This window comes from Rhodococcus mengyinensis (assembly GCF_048381435.1).
In the GTDB taxonomy this organism is placed as follows: domain Bacteria; phylum Actinomycetota; class Actinomycetes; order Mycobacteriales; family Mycobacteriaceae; genus Rhodococcus_F; species Rhodococcus_F opacus_D.
In genome coordinates this window covers 1-15,162 of record NZ_JBLWIT010000027.1, presented here as the reverse complement: position 1 = coordinate 15,162, position 15,162 = coordinate 1, and the positions used below count along the sequence as shown (strand labels likewise).

Annotated in this window: 17 protein-coding genes; 16 read left to right on the top strand and 1 reads right to left on the bottom strand. The window is 65.3% G+C overall.

Features of this window, described 5'->3' with window-relative positions:
* The first annotated feature begins 194 nt into the window (after positions 1–194).
* From rpmE to ACNJ7E_RS03275, 15 genes are all read left to right on the top strand, one after another.
* Entirely contained in the window at positions 195–437 is a 243-nt protein-coding gene (rpmE, locus tag ACNJ7E_RS03345; protein WP_005252948.1) for a 50S ribosomal protein L31, read from the top strand.
* A 92-nt stretch (positions 438–529) separates the two neighbouring features.
* The gene (gene prfA, locus ACNJ7E_RS03340; protein ID WP_009474173.1) at positions 530–1,609 is read left to right on the top strand and encodes a peptide chain release factor 1; all 1,080 of its coding nucleotides are present in this window, start codon (positions 530–532) and stop codon (positions 1,607–1,609) included.
* A 53-nt stretch (positions 1,610–1,662) separates the two neighbouring features.
* The gene (prmC, locus tag ACNJ7E_RS03335) at positions 1,663–2,592 is read left to right on the top strand and encodes a peptide chain release factor N(5)-glutamine methyltransferase (protein ID WP_009474172.1); all 930 of its coding nucleotides are present in this window, start codon (positions 1,663–1,665) and stop codon (positions 2,590–2,592) included.
* The gene (locus tag ACNJ7E_RS03330) at positions 2,589–3,245 is read left to right on the top strand and encodes an L-threonylcarbamoyladenylate synthase (protein WP_011594474.1); all 657 of its coding nucleotides are present in this window, start codon (positions 2,589–2,591) and stop codon (positions 3,243–3,245) included. The genes prmC and ACNJ7E_RS03330 overlap by 4 nt, the downstream gene beginning before the upstream one ends.
* Positions 3,242–4,423 (top strand): glycosyltransferase family 4 protein, encoded by a 1,182-nt coding sequence (locus ACNJ7E_RS03325; RefSeq protein WP_005252952.1) that lies wholly within the window; start codon positions 3,242–3,244, stop codon positions 4,421–4,423. Before ACNJ7E_RS03330 ends, ACNJ7E_RS03325 begins: the two co-directional genes overlap by 4 nt.
* A 38-nt stretch (positions 4,424–4,461) precedes the next feature.
* Positions 4,462–4,935: a Cg1360 family ATP-synthase-associated protein gene (locus tag ACNJ7E_RS03320; protein WP_418339136.1), complete on the top strand. Its 474-nt coding sequence runs from the start codon at positions 4,462–4,464 to the stop codon at positions 4,933–4,935.
* A 328-nt stretch (positions 4,936–5,263) separates the two neighbouring features.
* Entirely contained in the window at positions 5,264–6,046 is a 783-nt protein-coding gene (atpB, locus tag ACNJ7E_RS03315) for a F0F1 ATP synthase subunit A (protein WP_005264492.1), read from the top strand.
* Positions 6,047–6,132: 86 nt separating this feature from the next.
* On the top strand, positions 6,133–6,378 hold the full coding sequence (locus ACNJ7E_RS03310; RefSeq protein WP_005252955.1) for an ATP synthase F0 subunit C: 246 nt from the start codon (positions 6,133–6,135) through the stop codon (positions 6,376–6,378).
* 7 nt (positions 6,379–6,385) lie between these two features.
* Positions 6,386–6,946 carry a F0F1 ATP synthase subunit B gene (locus ACNJ7E_RS03305; RefSeq protein WP_105422742.1) on the top strand — a complete coding sequence of 187 codons (561 nt, stop codon included), beginning with the start codon at positions 6,386–6,388 and terminating at the stop codon, positions 6,944–6,946.
* A gap of 5 nt (positions 6,947–6,951) precedes the next feature.
* A complete protein-coding gene (locus tag ACNJ7E_RS03300; RefSeq protein WP_198602282.1) occupies positions 6,952–7,779 on the top strand; it encodes a F0F1 ATP synthase subunit delta in 828 nt (275 codons plus the stop codon).
* 62 nt (positions 7,780–7,841) lie between these two features.
* On the top strand, positions 7,842–9,485 hold the full coding sequence (atpA, locus tag ACNJ7E_RS03295; protein ID WP_005252958.1) for a F0F1 ATP synthase subunit alpha: 1,644 nt from the start codon (positions 7,842–7,844) through the stop codon (positions 9,483–9,485).
* Between the two features lie 48 nt (positions 9,486–9,533).
* Positions 9,534–10,514, top strand: coding sequence for a F0F1 ATP synthase subunit gamma (locus ACNJ7E_RS03290; RefSeq protein ID WP_009474166.1), 981 nt, complete (start codon positions 9,534–9,536; stop codon positions 10,512–10,514).
* Between the two features lie 3 nt (positions 10,515–10,517).
* A complete protein-coding gene (atpD, locus tag ACNJ7E_RS03285) occupies positions 10,518–11,969 on the top strand; it encodes a F0F1 ATP synthase subunit beta (RefSeq protein WP_005252960.1) in 1,452 nt (483 codons plus the stop codon).
* Positions 11,970–11,975: 6 nt separating this feature from the next.
* A complete protein-coding gene (locus tag ACNJ7E_RS03280; RefSeq protein ID WP_005252961.1) occupies positions 11,976–12,344 on the top strand; it encodes a F0F1 ATP synthase subunit epsilon in 369 nt (122 codons plus the stop codon).
* Positions 12,345–12,392: 48 nt separating this feature from the next.
* Complete coding sequence (locus tag ACNJ7E_RS03275) at positions 12,393–12,815, top strand: DUF2550 domain-containing protein (RefSeq protein ID WP_005571048.1); 423 nt, start codon at positions 12,393–12,395, stop codon at positions 12,813–12,815.
* Here ACNJ7E_RS03275 and ACNJ7E_RS03270 read toward each other — a convergent pair whose 3' ends face one another.
* Positions 12,816–13,391, bottom strand: a complete 576-nt coding sequence (locus tag ACNJ7E_RS03270; RefSeq protein ID WP_164065057.1) for a cob(I)yrinic acid a,c-diamide adenosyltransferase — start codon at positions 13,389–13,391, stop codon at positions 12,816–12,818.
* A gap of 54 nt (positions 13,392–13,445) precedes the next feature.
* On the opposite strand from ACNJ7E_RS03270, the gene murA reads away from it, so the two are divergent.
* A complete protein-coding gene (gene murA / locus ACNJ7E_RS03265) occupies positions 13,446–14,720 on the top strand; it encodes a UDP-N-acetylglucosamine 1-carboxyvinyltransferase (RefSeq protein WP_280783606.1) in 1,275 nt (424 codons plus the stop codon).
* Positions 14,721–15,162 lie beyond the last annotated feature (442 nt).

Sequence of the window (15,162 nt, the reverse complement as noted above, 5' to 3'; positions counted from 1 at the left end):
CGCCGGGCCCCGCTGTTTTTCCCCTCCAGAATCACCGTGGAACAAAACGCGGACCACCCGCGTTGACCACACCGCAAGCACAAATGCCGATTGGGATCGCGAACCTGCGATCTGGCATACTGAGCGGCTGAGTCCGGTTCCGGTTCACGTCTTCGAACGGCGAAGGCGACCCGGCGACCATTGAAAGGGACACCATGAAGTCAGGCATTCACCCCAACTACGTGGCCACCACCGTGGTCTGCGGTTGCGGAAACACCTTCGAGACCCACAGCACCAAGGAGACCGGGCGTATCAACGTCGAGGTCTGCTCGCAGTGCCACCCGTTCTACACCGGCAAGCAGAAGATCCTCGACACCGGTGGACGTGTCGCCCGCTTCGAGGCTCGCTACGGCAAGCGCGCCGGCAAGGGCGCAGCCAAGGAATCTGCAGAGTCCTAGCTGTTCCGCCGACGCCCGTCCTGCGATAATTGCAGGCCGGGCGTCGGCTTTTTTGTGCCTAATTCCCGAAAGAACGCAGAGCGGAGCGAATCATGGCAGGGACCACCCAGCCTTCGGCCATCGACGACATCCTGGCCGAACATGCCGGCCTGGAGCAGCAGTTGGCGGACCCGGCCCTGCACAACGACGCTTCTGCCGCCCGCAAGGCGGGCAAGCGATTCGCCGAGCTCGCGCCGATCATGGCGACATATGCCAAGCTCAAGTCGGCGCAGGACGATCTGGATGCCGCGCGCGAACTCGCTGCCGACGACTCCAGCTTCGCCGCCGAGGTGCCCGAACTCGAGGCGCAGGTCCTGGAACTCGACAAGGCTCTCACCGATCTTCTGGCCCCCCGCGACCCGCACGACGGTGACGACGTGGTGCTCGAGGTGAAGTCGGGTGAGGGCGGCGAGGAATCCGCGCTGTTCGCCTCCGATCTGGCCCGGATGTACGTCCGGTACGCCGAGCGTCACGGTTGGCGTGTCGAGATCCTCGACGCGACCGTGTCCGATCTGGGTGGATACAAGGACGCGACGCTATCGATCAAGTCGAAGGGTGATGTGCGTGACGGGGTCTGGGCACGACTGAAGTTCGAGGGCGGTGTCCACCGTGTGCAGCGAGTGCCCGTCACGGAATCTCAGGGACGCGTCCACACGTCCGCCGCCGGTGTCCTCATCTACCCGGAACCGGAAGAGGTCGAGGAGGTGCAGATCGACGAAACCGATCTGCGCATCGACGTCTACCGCTCCTCGGGCAAGGGCGGTCAGGGTGTCAACACCACCGACTCCGCGGTCCGTATCACGCACCTGCCCACCGGAATCGTCGTGACCTGCCAGAACGAGCGCTCACAGCTGCAGAACAAGGCCCGCGCCATGCAGGTGCTCGCCGCTCGGCTGCAGGCCGCCGCCGAGGAAGCCGCGGATGCGGAGGCGTCGGCAGGCAGGCAGAGTCAGGTGCGCACCGTCGACCGTTCGGAGCGCATCCGCACGTACAACTTCCCGGAGAACCGCATCACCGATCACCGGATCGGTTTCAAGTCCCACAACCTGGATGCGGTCCTGGACGGCGAACTGGACGCCCTACTGGACGCCCTGGGCAAGTCCGACCGCGAGGCGAGGCTCGCCGCGGAGTAACCGCGAAGCGGGACCCCGCCACCGGACGGCGAGCCGCGTGGCACTCTGTACCTGTGAGTCGCCTTCCTCTTCGCCTGGCCCTGATCGACGCAACCGCGCAACTCGACGAGGCCGGGGTGCGTAGCTCCCGTGCGGATGCCGAACTGCTCGCGGCCCACCTGCTGGGGGTGGAGCGGACCCGGCTCGGCCTCGTCCCGCTGGTCGACGAGTCGGTAATCGACGCCTACAAGAAGATGGTCGACCAGCGCGCCAAGCGGATTCCGTTGCAGTACATCCTCGGTACGGCCGCGATGGGGGACATCGACATCGAGGTCGGTCCCGGGGTCTTCGTGCCGCGTCCCGAGACAGAACTGCTGCTCGGGTGGGCGCTCGCCTTCCTCGGAAGCTGCGACCAGCATCCGCCGGTGGTCCTCGACCTGTGCACCGGCTCGGGTGCGCTCGCGCTCGCGATCGCCAACGCCCGGCCCGACGCAGTCGTGCACGCCGTCGAACTCGAACCGCACGCGCTCGCGTGGGCCCGGCGTAACGCCGACGCCCGCGAACAGGCAGGTGACGCACCGATTCGCCTGTACCAGGGCGACGTGACCGACCGGACGTTGCTGGCCGGGCTCGAAGGCGGCGTCGACCTGATCGTGGCGAACCCGCCGTACATCCCGGAGGGCGTCGAGCTTGAACCCGAGGTGGCCGACCACGATCCGCACAGCGCGCTGTTCGCCGGACCGGACGGGTTGTCCGTCATCAAGCCGATGATCTCGAACGTCGCCCGCTGGTTGCGGATCGGGGGAGCGGTCGGCATCGAACACGACGACAGTAACGGGGCCGACGTGGCGGCCCTGTTCGCGTCCCGCCGGGTGTTCGGCGAAGTCGCGGAGCACCCGGACCTCGCAGGCAAGCCGCGCTTCGTGGTCGCCCGGCGCGTCGCCACGGATATCGAGGCGCAGCGTGCAGGGGCCGTCACCGAGGGTGAAAGAATGGGCGGGTGAGTACCGTTTACGACTGTGGCCTTCCCGATTCACGCTCCGCCGGAATGAGTGCGGCCAAGAATGCGCTGAAGGCCGGGCGGCTCGTCGTGCTTCCCACGGACACGCTGTACGGAATCGGCGCGGACGCATTCGACAGCGAGGCCGTCGCCGCCCTCCTGCGGGCCAAGGGTCGCGGGCGCGACATGCCGGTTCCCGTGCTCGTCGGCTCGTGGAACACGATCGACGGACTGGTGTACAGCGTGCGTCCGCAGACGCGCGACCTCATCCGGGCGTTCTGGCCGGGCGGGCTGAGTCTCGTTGTGGAGCAAGCGCCTTCGCTGGCATGGGACCTCGGCGACACCCGGGGCACGGTCATGCTGCGCATGCCGCTGCACCCCGTCGCCCTCGAACTGTTGCGTGAAGTCGGACCGCTGGCGGTGTCGAGCGCGAACGTCTCCGGGCAGCCGCCCGCGACGACGGTCGAGGAAGCGCGCGAGCAGCTCGGCGGCTCGGCGAGCGTGTACCTCGACGGTGGTCGGGCGGAGCAGGGGCAGGCCTCGACGATCGTCGACCTCACCGGTGCGACCCCCCGGATCCTGCGTGAAGGCGCCGTGCCCACCGGCGATGTCGCCGACGTGCTCGGAGTGACGGCGGAGAGTCTGTCCGCCCAGTGAGTGCTGCCGAATCGGCCGGCGTGGCGCTGGCCCAAGCAGGTGGGGGCGCGGGTGTCCCGCTGCGTGAACTCCTGCTCGTGCTCTTCACCGCTGCGGTGGTCACCTACCTGGCCACCGGGGCGGTGCGGCTGTTCGCGCTCCGGTTCGGGGCTGTCGCCGTGCCGCGGGACCGGGACGTCCACGTCACCCCGACGCCCCGTCTCGGCGGGGTCGGCATGTATCTCGGCATGCTCGTCGCGTTGTTGTTCGCGCAGCAGCTACCCGCGCTCACCAGGGGATTCGAGTTCACCTCCGACATTCCCGCGGCCCTGGTCTCGGGGTTCGTGATCGTGCTGGTGGGGGTGGTCGACGACCGGTGGGGTCTGGACGCGCTCACCAAGTTCGTCGGGCAGGTCACCGCGGCGGGCATCCTCGTCGTGATGGGTGTGAGCTGGTTCATCATCTATATGCCGTTCGGGGACGGCAGCACTGTCATCCTCGACCAGCTCCAGGCCGGTCTCGTCACCGTGGGTGTCGCGGTCGTGATGGTGAACGCCATGAACTTCGTCGACGGCCTCGACGGTCTCGCGGCGGGCCTCGGTCTGATCTCCTCGCTCGCGATCTGCGTGTTCTCGGTGGGGCTTCTGCACGATCAGGGCGGCGACGTCAGCGCGTATCCGCCCGCGCTGATCGCCGCGGCGCTGGCAGGTGCGTGTCTCGGATTCCTTCCGCACAACTTCCAGCCCGCCAAGATCTTCATGGGCGACTCCGGCTCCATGCTGATCGGTCTGATGCTCGCGGCCATCTCCACCAGCGCGTCCGGTCGCATCCCGCTGACCGCGTACGGCACCCGCGACCTGCTCGGTCTTCTCTCTCCGCTGCTCCTGGTCGGTGCCGTCATGTTCATCCCGATCCTGGACCTGCTGCTCGCCGTCGTCCGGCGGACCCGTGCGGGCGTGAGCCCGTTCAGTCCCGACAAGATGCACCTGCACCACCGGCTGCTGCAGATCGGGCACTCGCACCGCCGCGTCGTGCTGCTCATCTACTTGTGGGTCGGTGTCCTGGCGTTCGGCGCGGTCGGATCAGCCTTGTTCGACCGTCGCGTCGTCGTCCTCCTGGTTGCGGGAGGCCTCGTCTTCGCGCTGGTCGTGACGGCCGTCCCGTCGATTCGCGGACAGCAGCACGACCGTCGCGGCTGACTGGAGGGTTGCGGCGGACCGGCGAAGATCCACTACCCTTGGCGACCGTGACGTTCACCCCCGCCTCCGCCCCTGATCACACCGCGTCGTTGCGGGCTGCCGTCCGCTACGGAATTCTCGGTCTGATCGTGCTGGCAGTGGTCGGCTCGATCATCGCATTTCTCGTCGCGGGCAAGCCCGGTCTGTACGGCGCTCTTCTCGGTGCGGCAGTCGGGGGAGGGTTCATCCTGTGCACCGCACTGGGTGTGCTGTTCACCGCGAAACTTCCGGCCTTGACGGCGGGAGCGGTACTGCTCGGTACGTGGTTGTTGAAGATGATCCTCGCGATCACGGTCCTGGCGATCCTCAAACCGCTCGACTTCTACGACAAGACAGCATTGGTGCTGGTCATGGTGCTGTCGCTCGTGATCGTGCTGGGAGCGGAGACGTTCGGAGTTCTGGGAACCAAGGCGCCGTACGTCGAGCCCACGCCGTCGGACGACGCCGGATCGCCGGAATCGGACGATAAGTAGTACTACGAGATGTAGTAAAATTGAATCGACCCGGACCCCGTCTACACAACGTCGTAGATGACTTGCTAAGGTCTGGGTCAAGCGAGAGCAATGAGAGTGCGAGTAAGTTACTCGCCGGTATTGCATGCTTGTAGGTAGCCCGCACTTTCAGGGCCGCCGAGTCGACGAGAGTCGCCGACACCGACAGACGCTGGACTCGAACAGTCCGCAGCAGCTGACGAATACGCGAGTCGAGCTTGTCGACTTGTTTGATCGTCAATGTCCGATCGAACCGCAGTCAACGAAGGCTGCGGACCGACTACGGGAGAGAACGCTGAGCGTCATCAACGTGGCTGCTGGAGAAGAATTCCACGCGCCTTCCCTGAACGACTTCTTCCCGCCCGCGGTCCTGTTCGAAGGGACTCCGTTCGAACTCGACCGCCTGATGCTGGTTCGCATCCTGCTGTCCGGACTGATGATGCTCTTCTTCGTCATCGCGATGCGCAGCCCGAAGATCATTCCGCGCGGTGTCCAGAACATCGGTGAGATCGCGCTCGACTTCGTCCGGATCAACATCGCGGAAGAGATTCTCGGCAAGGAGCAGGGCAAGCGCTTCCTGCCGGTCATCACCACCATCTTCTTCCTGGTGCTCGCCAGCAACCTCGGCAGCATCATCCCCTTCATCAATATCTCGCCGAACGCGCGAATCGGCATGCCGCTGGTGCTCGCCGCCCTGGCGTACATCGTGTTCAACTACGTCGGCATCAAGAAGTACGGCTTCTTCAAGTACGTGAAGAGCAGCATCGTGGTCCCCGGTGTTCCGCTTCCGCTGCACTTCCTGCTCGTGCCGATCGAGTTCATCTCGACGTTCGTCCTCCGGCCGTTCACCCTCATGGTTCGTCTCATGGCCAACATGCTGGCCGGCCACATCCTGCTGGTGCTGTTCTTCAGCGCCACCCAGTACTTCTTCTTCGTCTCCGGTGGCTTCCAGGCCGTGTTCGGTGTGGCCTCGCTTGCCGCCGGCATCGCATTCACCTTCTTCGAACTGCTGGTGATCTTCCTGCAGGCCTACGTCTTCGCGCTGCTCACGTCGGTGTACATCGATCTGGCGCTGCACGCGGATTCGCACTAGCACCACAAGTTTTCACGACCAGCTACACCAAGAACTGAGCCTCCCGCCGAATCCGGCGGAGGTCAACAGAAAGGGAACGGAACACCATGAGCCTCGCCTACCTCGCTCAGGAAGCTGTCCAGGAAACCAACTCGACGGGCTTCGGAGCCATCGGCTACGGTCTCGCCGCGATCGGCCCCGGCATCGGCGTGGGCATCGTCGTCGGCAAGGCGATCGAGGGAATGGTTCGCCAGCCCGAGATGGCCGGACAGGTTCGTACCACGATGTTCCTCGGTATCGCCTTCACCGAAGCCCTCGCGCTGATCGGCCTCGTCGCCGGCTTCATTTTCTAAGACCGTCATGGCAGCCAACATCGCATTGCTCGCGGCAGAGGAAGAGAGTCACAACCCTCTCCTCCCCGCGACGTATGACATCGTTTGGTCGATCGTCTGCCTGGTCATCGTTGGTTTCGTCTTCTGGAAGTACGTCCTTCCGATGTTCCAGAAGGTCCTTGCCGAGCGAACCGAGCAGATCGACGGCGGCATCAAGCGGGCCGAAGAGGCCCAGGCCGAAGCGAAGGCGGCGCTCGAGCAGTACCGCGCCCAGCTCGCCGAAGCTCGCACCGAGGCTGCGCAGATCCGTGAGGACGCGCGCACCCAGGGGCAGCAGATCATCGCCGAAATGAAGGCACAGGCTCAGGAAGAAAGCGACCGCATCGTGGCCGCCGGCAACAACCAGTTGGTTGCCCAGCGTCAGCAGATCGTCGCCGAACTGCGCGCCGATCTCGGCCGCACCGCGGTCGACCTCGCTGAGAAGGTCATCGGTGAGTCCCTCGCCGACGACGTCAAGCGGGCCGGCACGGTCGATCGCTTCCTGAACGAGCTCGACACCATCGGCGCAAATTCCGCAGCAGGGAAGTGAGCACCATGTACGCAGCGAGCCGTGAGGCCTTGACGCAGACCCGTGCTGCGTTGTCTTCGGCCTTGGGATCCGTCTCTGCCGGAGCAGCCACAGCGGCCGCGGCCCAGATCGGGGCCGAGCTGTTCTCGGTCGTCGAGATCCTGGACGAGCAGCGCACTCTCCGGAGTGCTCTGTCGGACACCTCGACGCCCGGGAACGTTCGCGAAGGTCTGGCCGAGCAGGTATTCGGTGGCAAGGTCTCGGCCGAGACCCTCGCCGTCCTGAAGGCGGCGGTGGGCCAGGACTGGTCCGTCACCTCCGACCTGCTCAACTCGCTGGTGCTCGTCGGTCGGGAAGCGCTGCTGAAGGCAGCGGCCGATCAGGGACAGCTCGACGCTGTCGAGGACGAGCTCTTCCGCCTCGGGCGCATCGTTGCCGGTGACCCGAAGCTCGAGCAGTCACTGTCCGACCGTTCCGTGCCGGCGAAGAGGAAGCGTGAACTGCTCTCCAAGCTGCTGTACGGCAAGGTCACCGCTGTCGCCGAGGCGCTGGCGACCCAGGCAGTGGGCCGGTTGAAGAACTCCGCACCCGCGGACGCCTTCGACGAACTGTCGAATCTGGCAGCAGCACAGCGGGAAGCAGTTGTCGCCAAGGTGCGCAGCTCTGCTCCGCTGTCCAGTGAGCAGTCGGATCGGCTGACCGCCACCCTCACCCGTACCTACGGGAAGCCGGTGACGGTTCACGTGGAGGTCGATCCTGAGCTCCTCAGCGGCTTGGTCGTCCGGGTGGGCGACGAGGTGATCGACGGCAGCGGCGCGGGACGTCTCGCAGCGTTGCGGAAGTCCCTCAAGTAGTCCGCAACCGAACCCCATACCCCAGATCTTTTCGAAGACCAGACACCGAGAGCAGGAAAAACATGGCGGAGCTGACGATCTCCTCCGACGAGATCCGTAGTGCGATCGAGAACTACACCGCGAGCTACTCCCCGGAGGCCTCCCGCGAAGAGGTCGGCCTTGTGACCGACACCAGCGACGGCATCGCGCACGTCAGTGGCCTGCCTTCGGCGATGGCCAACGAACTGCTGGAGTTCCCCGGCGGAATTCTGGGTGTCGCGCTCAACCTGGATGCCACCGAGATCGGTGCCGTCATCCTGGGCGATTACGAGAACATCCAGGAAGGCCAGGAAGTCAAGCGGACCGGCGACGTGCTGTCGGTACCCGTCGGCGACGCCTTCCTCGGCCGCGTCATCAACCCGCTCGGCCAGCCGATCGACGGCCTGGGCGAGATCGAGAGCAACGAGACCCGCGCCCTCGAACTGCAGGCTGCCTCGGTCCTCGAGCGTCAGCCCGTCGAGGAGCCGCTGCAGACCGGCATCAAGGCCATCGACGCGATGACCCCGATCGGCCGCGGACAGCGTCAGCTCGTCATCGGCGACCGTAAGACGGGCAAGACCGCCGTCTGCATCGACGCGATCCTGAACCAGAAGGCCAACTGGGAGACCGGCGACGAGAAGCAGCAGGTTCGCTGCATCTACGTCGCGATCGGCCAGAAGGGCTCCACCATCGCGGGTGTCAAGGCTGCCCTCGAGGAGCAGGGCGCGATGGAGTACACCACCATCGTCGCCGCCCCGGCCTCCGACTCCGCCGGTTTCAAGTGGCTCGCGCCCTACACCGGCTCCGCCATCGGCCAGCACTGGATGTACCAGGGCAAGCACGTCCTGGTCGTGTTCGACGACCTGACCAAGCAGGCCGAGGCGTACCGCGCTATCTCGCTGCTGCTGCGTCGCCCGCCGGGACGTGAGGCATACCCCGGTGACGTCTTCTACCTGCACTCCCGCCTGCTGGAGCGTTCGGCCAAGCTGTCCGACGCCCTGGGTGGAGGCTCGCTGACTGCGCTGCCGATCATCGAGACCAAGGCCAACGACGTCTCGGCCTACATCCCGACCAACGTCATCTCCATCACCGACGGTCAGGTGTTCCTCGAGTCGGACCTGTTCAACAAGGGTGTCCGCCCCGCCATCAACGTCGGCATCTCGGTGTCCCGAGTCGGTGGCGCCGCGCAGACCAAGGGCATGAAGAAGGTCTCCGGTTCGCTGCGTCTGGAGCTGGCTCAGTTCCGTGAGCTCGAGGCGTTCTCCGCCTTCGCCTCCGACCTGGACGCCGCCTCGAAGGCACAGCTCGAGCGTGGTGCCCGCCTGGTGGAGCTGCTCAAGCAGGATCAGTACAGCCCGATCCCCGTCGAAGACCAGATCGTGTCGATCTACCTCGCCGGCGAAGGTGTCTTCGACAGCGTGCCGGTCGGCGACGTCCGCCGCTTCGAGGCCGAACTGCTCGACGAGCTGCACCGCACCGCCTCCGGCGTGTACGAGAGCATCAAGGGCGGCAAGGCCCTCGACGCCGACAACGCCAAGGCGCTGGTCGAGGCCACCGACAAGTTCAAGGAAACCTTCATCGCGTCCGACGGAAGCCGGGTCGTGAACGAGGCCGAGGCCGAAGCTCTGGACGCCGGCGAGGTCGGCCACGAGCAGATCAACGTCAAGCGCACCACCGTCAGCAAGTGAGCGGCCTGCCCATGATGCTGCGAAACATGAAGGGAGAGTGATCGATCGATGGCAAGCATTCTCGAACTGAGGTCTCGCATCAAGTCGGTCAACTCGACCAAGAAGATCACCAAGGCCCAGGAACTGATCGCGACCTCGCGCATCACGAAGGCACAGTCGCGCGTCGCCGCGGCGAAGCCGTACGCCGAAGAGATCACGAAGGTTCTGTCGGAGCTGGCGAGCGCGTCGGCTTCGCTGGACCACCCGTTGCTGAACGAGCGCACCGATCCCAAGCGGGCCGCGGTTCTGGTCGTCACCAGCGACCGCGGTATGTGCGGCGGTTACAACTCCAACGTCCTCAAGGAGGCCGAGGAGCTGTTCCAGCTGCTGCGCAGCGAGGGTAAGGATCCGGTCATCTACGTGCTCGGATCCAAGGGTCTGGGGTACTACACGTTCCGTGGCCGCGACTTGGGAGGTGCGTGGACCGGGTTCTCCCAGGATCCGGGCTACTCCGACGCCGCCAAGGCGAGCCGGCACCTGGTCGACCTGTTCATGGCCGGATCCGGCTCGGAGGTTCCCGCGCCGAACGGCGAGGGCACCATCGAAGGCGTCGACGAGCTGCACATCGTCTACACCCGCTTCGTGTCGATGCTGACCCAGTCTCCCGAGGTTCGCCGGATGGCTCCCCTCGAGGTGATGGTCTCCGAGGAGCGCGTCGAACTCGGCGAAGACATGCTGTCGAACGGTCACGGGTCCAGCGACTCGGAGCCGGTCGCCGGATACAACTTCGAGCCGGAACCCGACAAGTTGCTCGGCGCCCTGCTGCCGAAGTACATCAGCACCCGCATCTACTCCTCGCTGCTGGATGCTGCGGCGTCGGAGTCGGCTGCCCGTCGTACCGCCATGAAGGCCGCGACGGACAACGCAAACGAACTGGTGAACACGTTGAGCCGCCAGGCAAACCAGGCTCGCCAGGCCCAGATCACCCAGGAAATCAGCGAGATCGTCGGCGGCGCGAATGCGCTTGCCTCGAGCGCAGGAAGTGACTAAGCAATGACCGCAGCAGTAACCGAAAACAACGGGGCAGGCTCGGGTTCGTCCGTCGCCGGCCGCGTCGTGCGGGTCATCGGTCCCGTCGTGGACGTTGAATTCCCGCGTGGCGCCATTCCTGAACTGTTCAACGCCCTGCATGCCGAGATCACGCTCCCCTCGGTCGCCAAGACGCTGACCCTCGAGGTCGCACAGCACCTCGGCGACAACCTGGTGCGCACCGTCTCGATGCAGCCCACCGACGGCCTGATCCGCGGCACCTCGGTGTCCGACACGGGCAAGCCGATCTCGGTTCCCGTCGGTGACGTCGTCAAGGGCCACGTGTTCAACGCACTGGGCGACTGCCTCGACGCTCCCGGCACGGGTCGCGACGGCGAGCAGTGGGGCATCCACCGCAAGCCACCGGCCTTCGACCAGCTCGAGGGCAAGACGGAGATCCTCGAGACCGGCATCAAGGTCATCGACCTCCTCACCCCGTACGTCAAGGGTGGAAAGATCGGTCTGTTCGGTGGTGCCGGTGTCGGCAAGACCGTTCTGATCCAGGAAATGATCACCCGTATCGCCCGCGAGTTCTCCGGAACCTCGGTGTTCGCAGGCGTCGGTGAGCGCACCCGTGAGGGCACCGACCTTCACCTCGAGATGGAAGAGATGGGCGTCCTCCAGGACACCGCCCTCGTCTTCGGCCAGATGGACGAGCCGCCGGGAACGCGTATGCGCGTCGCCCTGTCCGCGCTGACCATGGCGGAGTACTTCCGCGATGTCCAGGGCCAGGACGTGCTGCTGTTCATCGACAACATCTTCCGTTTCACCCAGGCCGGTTCCGAGGTGTCGACCCTGCTCGGTCGTATGCCTTCGGCCGTGGGTTACCAGCCGACCCTGGCTGACGAGATGGGTGAGCTGCAGGAGCGCATCACCTCGACGCGTGGTCGCTCCATCACCTCGCTGCAGGCGATCTACGTGCCCGCCGACGACTACACCGACCCGGCGCCGGCCACGACGTTCGCGCACCTCGATGCCACCACCGAGCTGTCGCGTCCGATCTCGCAGATGGGTATCTACCCCGCTGTGGACCCGCTGACCTCCACCTCCCGCATCCTGGAGCCCGGCATCGTCGGTGCCGAGCACTTCCGGGTCGCCAACGAGGTCAAGCGCATCCTGCAGAAGTACAAGGAACTGCAGGACATCATCGCCATCCTCGGTATGGACGAGCTGCAGGAAGAGGACAAGGTGCTCGTCGGCCGTGCCCGCCGTCTGCAGAAGTTCCTCGGCCAGAACTTCATCGTCGCCGAGAAGTTCACCGGTGAGCCCGGCTCCGTGGTGCCGCTCCGCGACACCATCGAGGCGTTCGACCGCATCTGCAAGGGCGAGTTCGATCACCTGCCCGAGCAGGCATTCAACAGCTGTGGTGGACTCGACGACGTCGAGGCTGCAGCCAAGAAGATCGCCGGGAAGTAGTCGACGATGGCTGAGATGACCGTGGAACTCGTCGCCGTGGAGCGACGGTTGTGGTCTGGTTCGGCGACTCTCGTCAGCGCACAGACGACCGAGGGCGAGATCGGTGTCATGCCTGGGCATGAGCCGGTTCTCGGACAGCTGGTCGAGGCCGGAGTGGTTGCGATCACGACGGCCGACGGTGAGCGTATCGTCGCTGCTGTGCACGGCGGGTTCCTGTCCGTGACCGCGAAGACAGTCACGATCCTCGCCGAGTCAGCCGACTTGGCCGAGGACATCGATGTGGAAGCGGCCAAGGCCGTGCTCGCAGAGAGTGGAGACGATCTCGAGGCGATTGCTGTCGCCAAGGGTCGGATCCGCGCTGTAGAGCGCGCTTAGGCTGCACGAGAAAGACCGCGACGGAGCCGACGAACAGTGACAATCGGAATGACTGTGTTGATCATTCTGGTTGTGCTGCTCGCGGCCTTCGTCGCGGTCTTTTTGTATCGGCTTGCAGTACTGCGCCGCGGTGGTACCGCGGCGATCCTCCGGGTGACGCCTGCCCCGGGGGACACCGGGTGGCGCCACGGCGTCATCCGCTACGGCGAGGGTTCCCTCGTCTTTTTCAAACTGTCGAGTTTGCGTCCCGGTCCTGATTCGCGCATCGATCGCCAGGGCATCGAGGTCGCAGGTCGTCGCAGCCCGGAGGGCTCCGAGTTCGACATCATGTCCGAGGAAATCATCATTCTGTCGGTCAAGGACCGCGGTAGCTCGTACGAGATCGCATTGGACGGGGGAGCGTTGACCGCGTTCCTGTCCTGGGTCGAATCACGACCGTCCGGCCGATCGGTCCGCGGTCGCCGACTCTGATCAGGACTTCCCGGCTCCGGGCTTCCAGAGGACGTCGCCCTCGGGGTTCGCGAGCCTGCTGACGATGAACAGCAGATCCGACAGCCGGTTGAGGTATTTCGCCGGTAGAGCGTTGGTGGTCTCCGGGTTCGCGTCGACGGCCGCCCACGCGGACCGCTCGGCCCGCCGGGTGACGGTCCGCGCCACGTGCAGCAGCGCTCCGAGTGCCGTGCCGCCGGGGAGAATGAAGGAGTTCAGCGGCGCCAGGCGTTCGTTCAGTTCGTCGCACCAGCCCTCGAGACGGTCGATGTACTCGTCCGAGATGCGCAGCGGCGGGTACTTCGGTTCGGCCTCCACTGGGGTGGAGAGGTCGGCGCCGGCGTCGAACAGGTCGTTCTGAATCTGCCGCAGGATCGACCGGATCTCCTCGGGCGGGTCGCCCAGTGCCACCGCAACCCCGATCGAGGCGTTCGCCTCGTCGCAGTCGGCGTAGGCGATCAGCCGCGGATCGTTCTTCGACACACGGGAGAAATCGCTGAGTCCGGTGGTCCCGTCGTCGCCGGTCCGGGTGTAGATCTTGGTGAGGTGTACGGCCATAGCGTTACGGTACCGGCCTCCGGGGTCGGCATCCCTGGCTCTAGGCTGTGTTCTGTGAGTGAACGCTTCCTTGTCACCGGCGGTAACCGCCTCGTAGGTGAAGTGTCTGTCGGGGGCGCCAAGAACAGCGTTCTCAAGTTGATGGCGGCAGCGCTGTTGGCCGAGGGCACCACAACTGTGACCAACTGCCCGGACATCCTCGATGTTCCCTTGATGGCGGACGTCCTGCGTGGCCTGGGCTGCGAGGTGGACCTCGACGATTCCATCGTCCGGATCACCACACCCGCGGAGCCCAAACACCACGCCGATTTCGCCGCGGTACGGCAGTTTCGCGCGTCGGTGTGTGTGCTCGGACCGCTGGTCGCGCGGTGCCGTCGCGCCGTGGTCGCGCTACCGGGTGGCGATGCCATCGGATCGCGGCCCCTCGACATGCACCAGTCGGGGCTGCGATTGCTGGGCGCGCACAGCACGATCGAGCACGGCTGCGTGGTGGCGCAGGCCGACGACCTGCACGGTGCGAACATCCGGCTCGCATTCCCGTCGGTGGGGGCGACCGAGAACATTCTGATGGCCGCCGTACTCGCCAAGGGTGAGACGGTGATCGACAACGCGGCCCGCGAACCCGAGATCGTCGACCTGTGCAACATGCTGATTCAGATGGGCGCGCAGATCCGGGGTGCAGGCACGTCCACGCTGACGATCCAGGGCGTCCCCAAACTCGAGCCGACCACGCACCGGGTCATCGGCGATCGGATCGTCGCAGCGACGTGGGGGATCGCCGCGTCGATGACCCGTGGCGACGTGCGTGTCCGCGGGGTCAACCCGAAACACCTGAGCCTGGTGCTCGACAAGCTGCGGGTGGCGGGAGCCGAAGTCACCGCCGAGTCCGACGGATTCCGGGTGGTCCAGGAAGCGCGGCCCACGGCCGTCAACTTCGCGACCCTGCCCTATCCGGGTTTCCCCACCGACCTCCAGCCGATGGCCATCGGTCTCGCCGCTGTGGCGGAGGGAACGTCGATGATCACGGAGAACGTCTTCGAGGCGCGGTTCCGTTTCGTCGAGGAGATGATCCGGTTGGGTGCCGATGCTCGGACGGACGGTCACCACGCTGTGATCCGGGGAATCGCGCAACTGTCGAGTGCGCCGGTGTGGTCCTCGGACATCCGGGCCGGCGCCGGCCTGGTGCTGGCGGGACTCGTCGCCGACGGGGTGACTGAAGTCCACGACGTCTTTCACATCGACCGGGGTTACCCCCGTTTCGTCGAGATCCTCCAGGAACTCGGCGGCCGCATCGAAAGAGTGGACGCGGATCCCGCTTCTCAGCGGTGAGTCCGGCGTCACAGCGGCCGATGTGAGCGGCAGGATGCCGGATCGGTTCCGGCGCACCGGCTCTGACCAGCAGAGTCCGAATCGACGAACACCGTGACCTGGCGATTTGGCAAGCAGTTTCCCTTCGCGTAACTTATTCCAGGTCAGAGCGACACGGACACCGACTCCGGCCGGAAGGCGGGGGACACGAGGTTGGACGAAGGCGCCTGGTACATCGGAGGTTCATCGTCGTGTACGGTGGTGCTTCCATCCCGGTTAGATTCTGATCAGCGTCTCGGCTTGCGCCGGTGAGGCTGGTAGGATAAGATGGAACGGTTGCCCCGGAGCGGCTGGCGAGTGTGTCAGTGGTGATGGTGTGTGCGTGTTCTTTGAGAACTCAACAGTGTGTCGATGAATGTCAGTGCCAAATGTTTTTGGTACTCCGCATCACGGATGATCAACT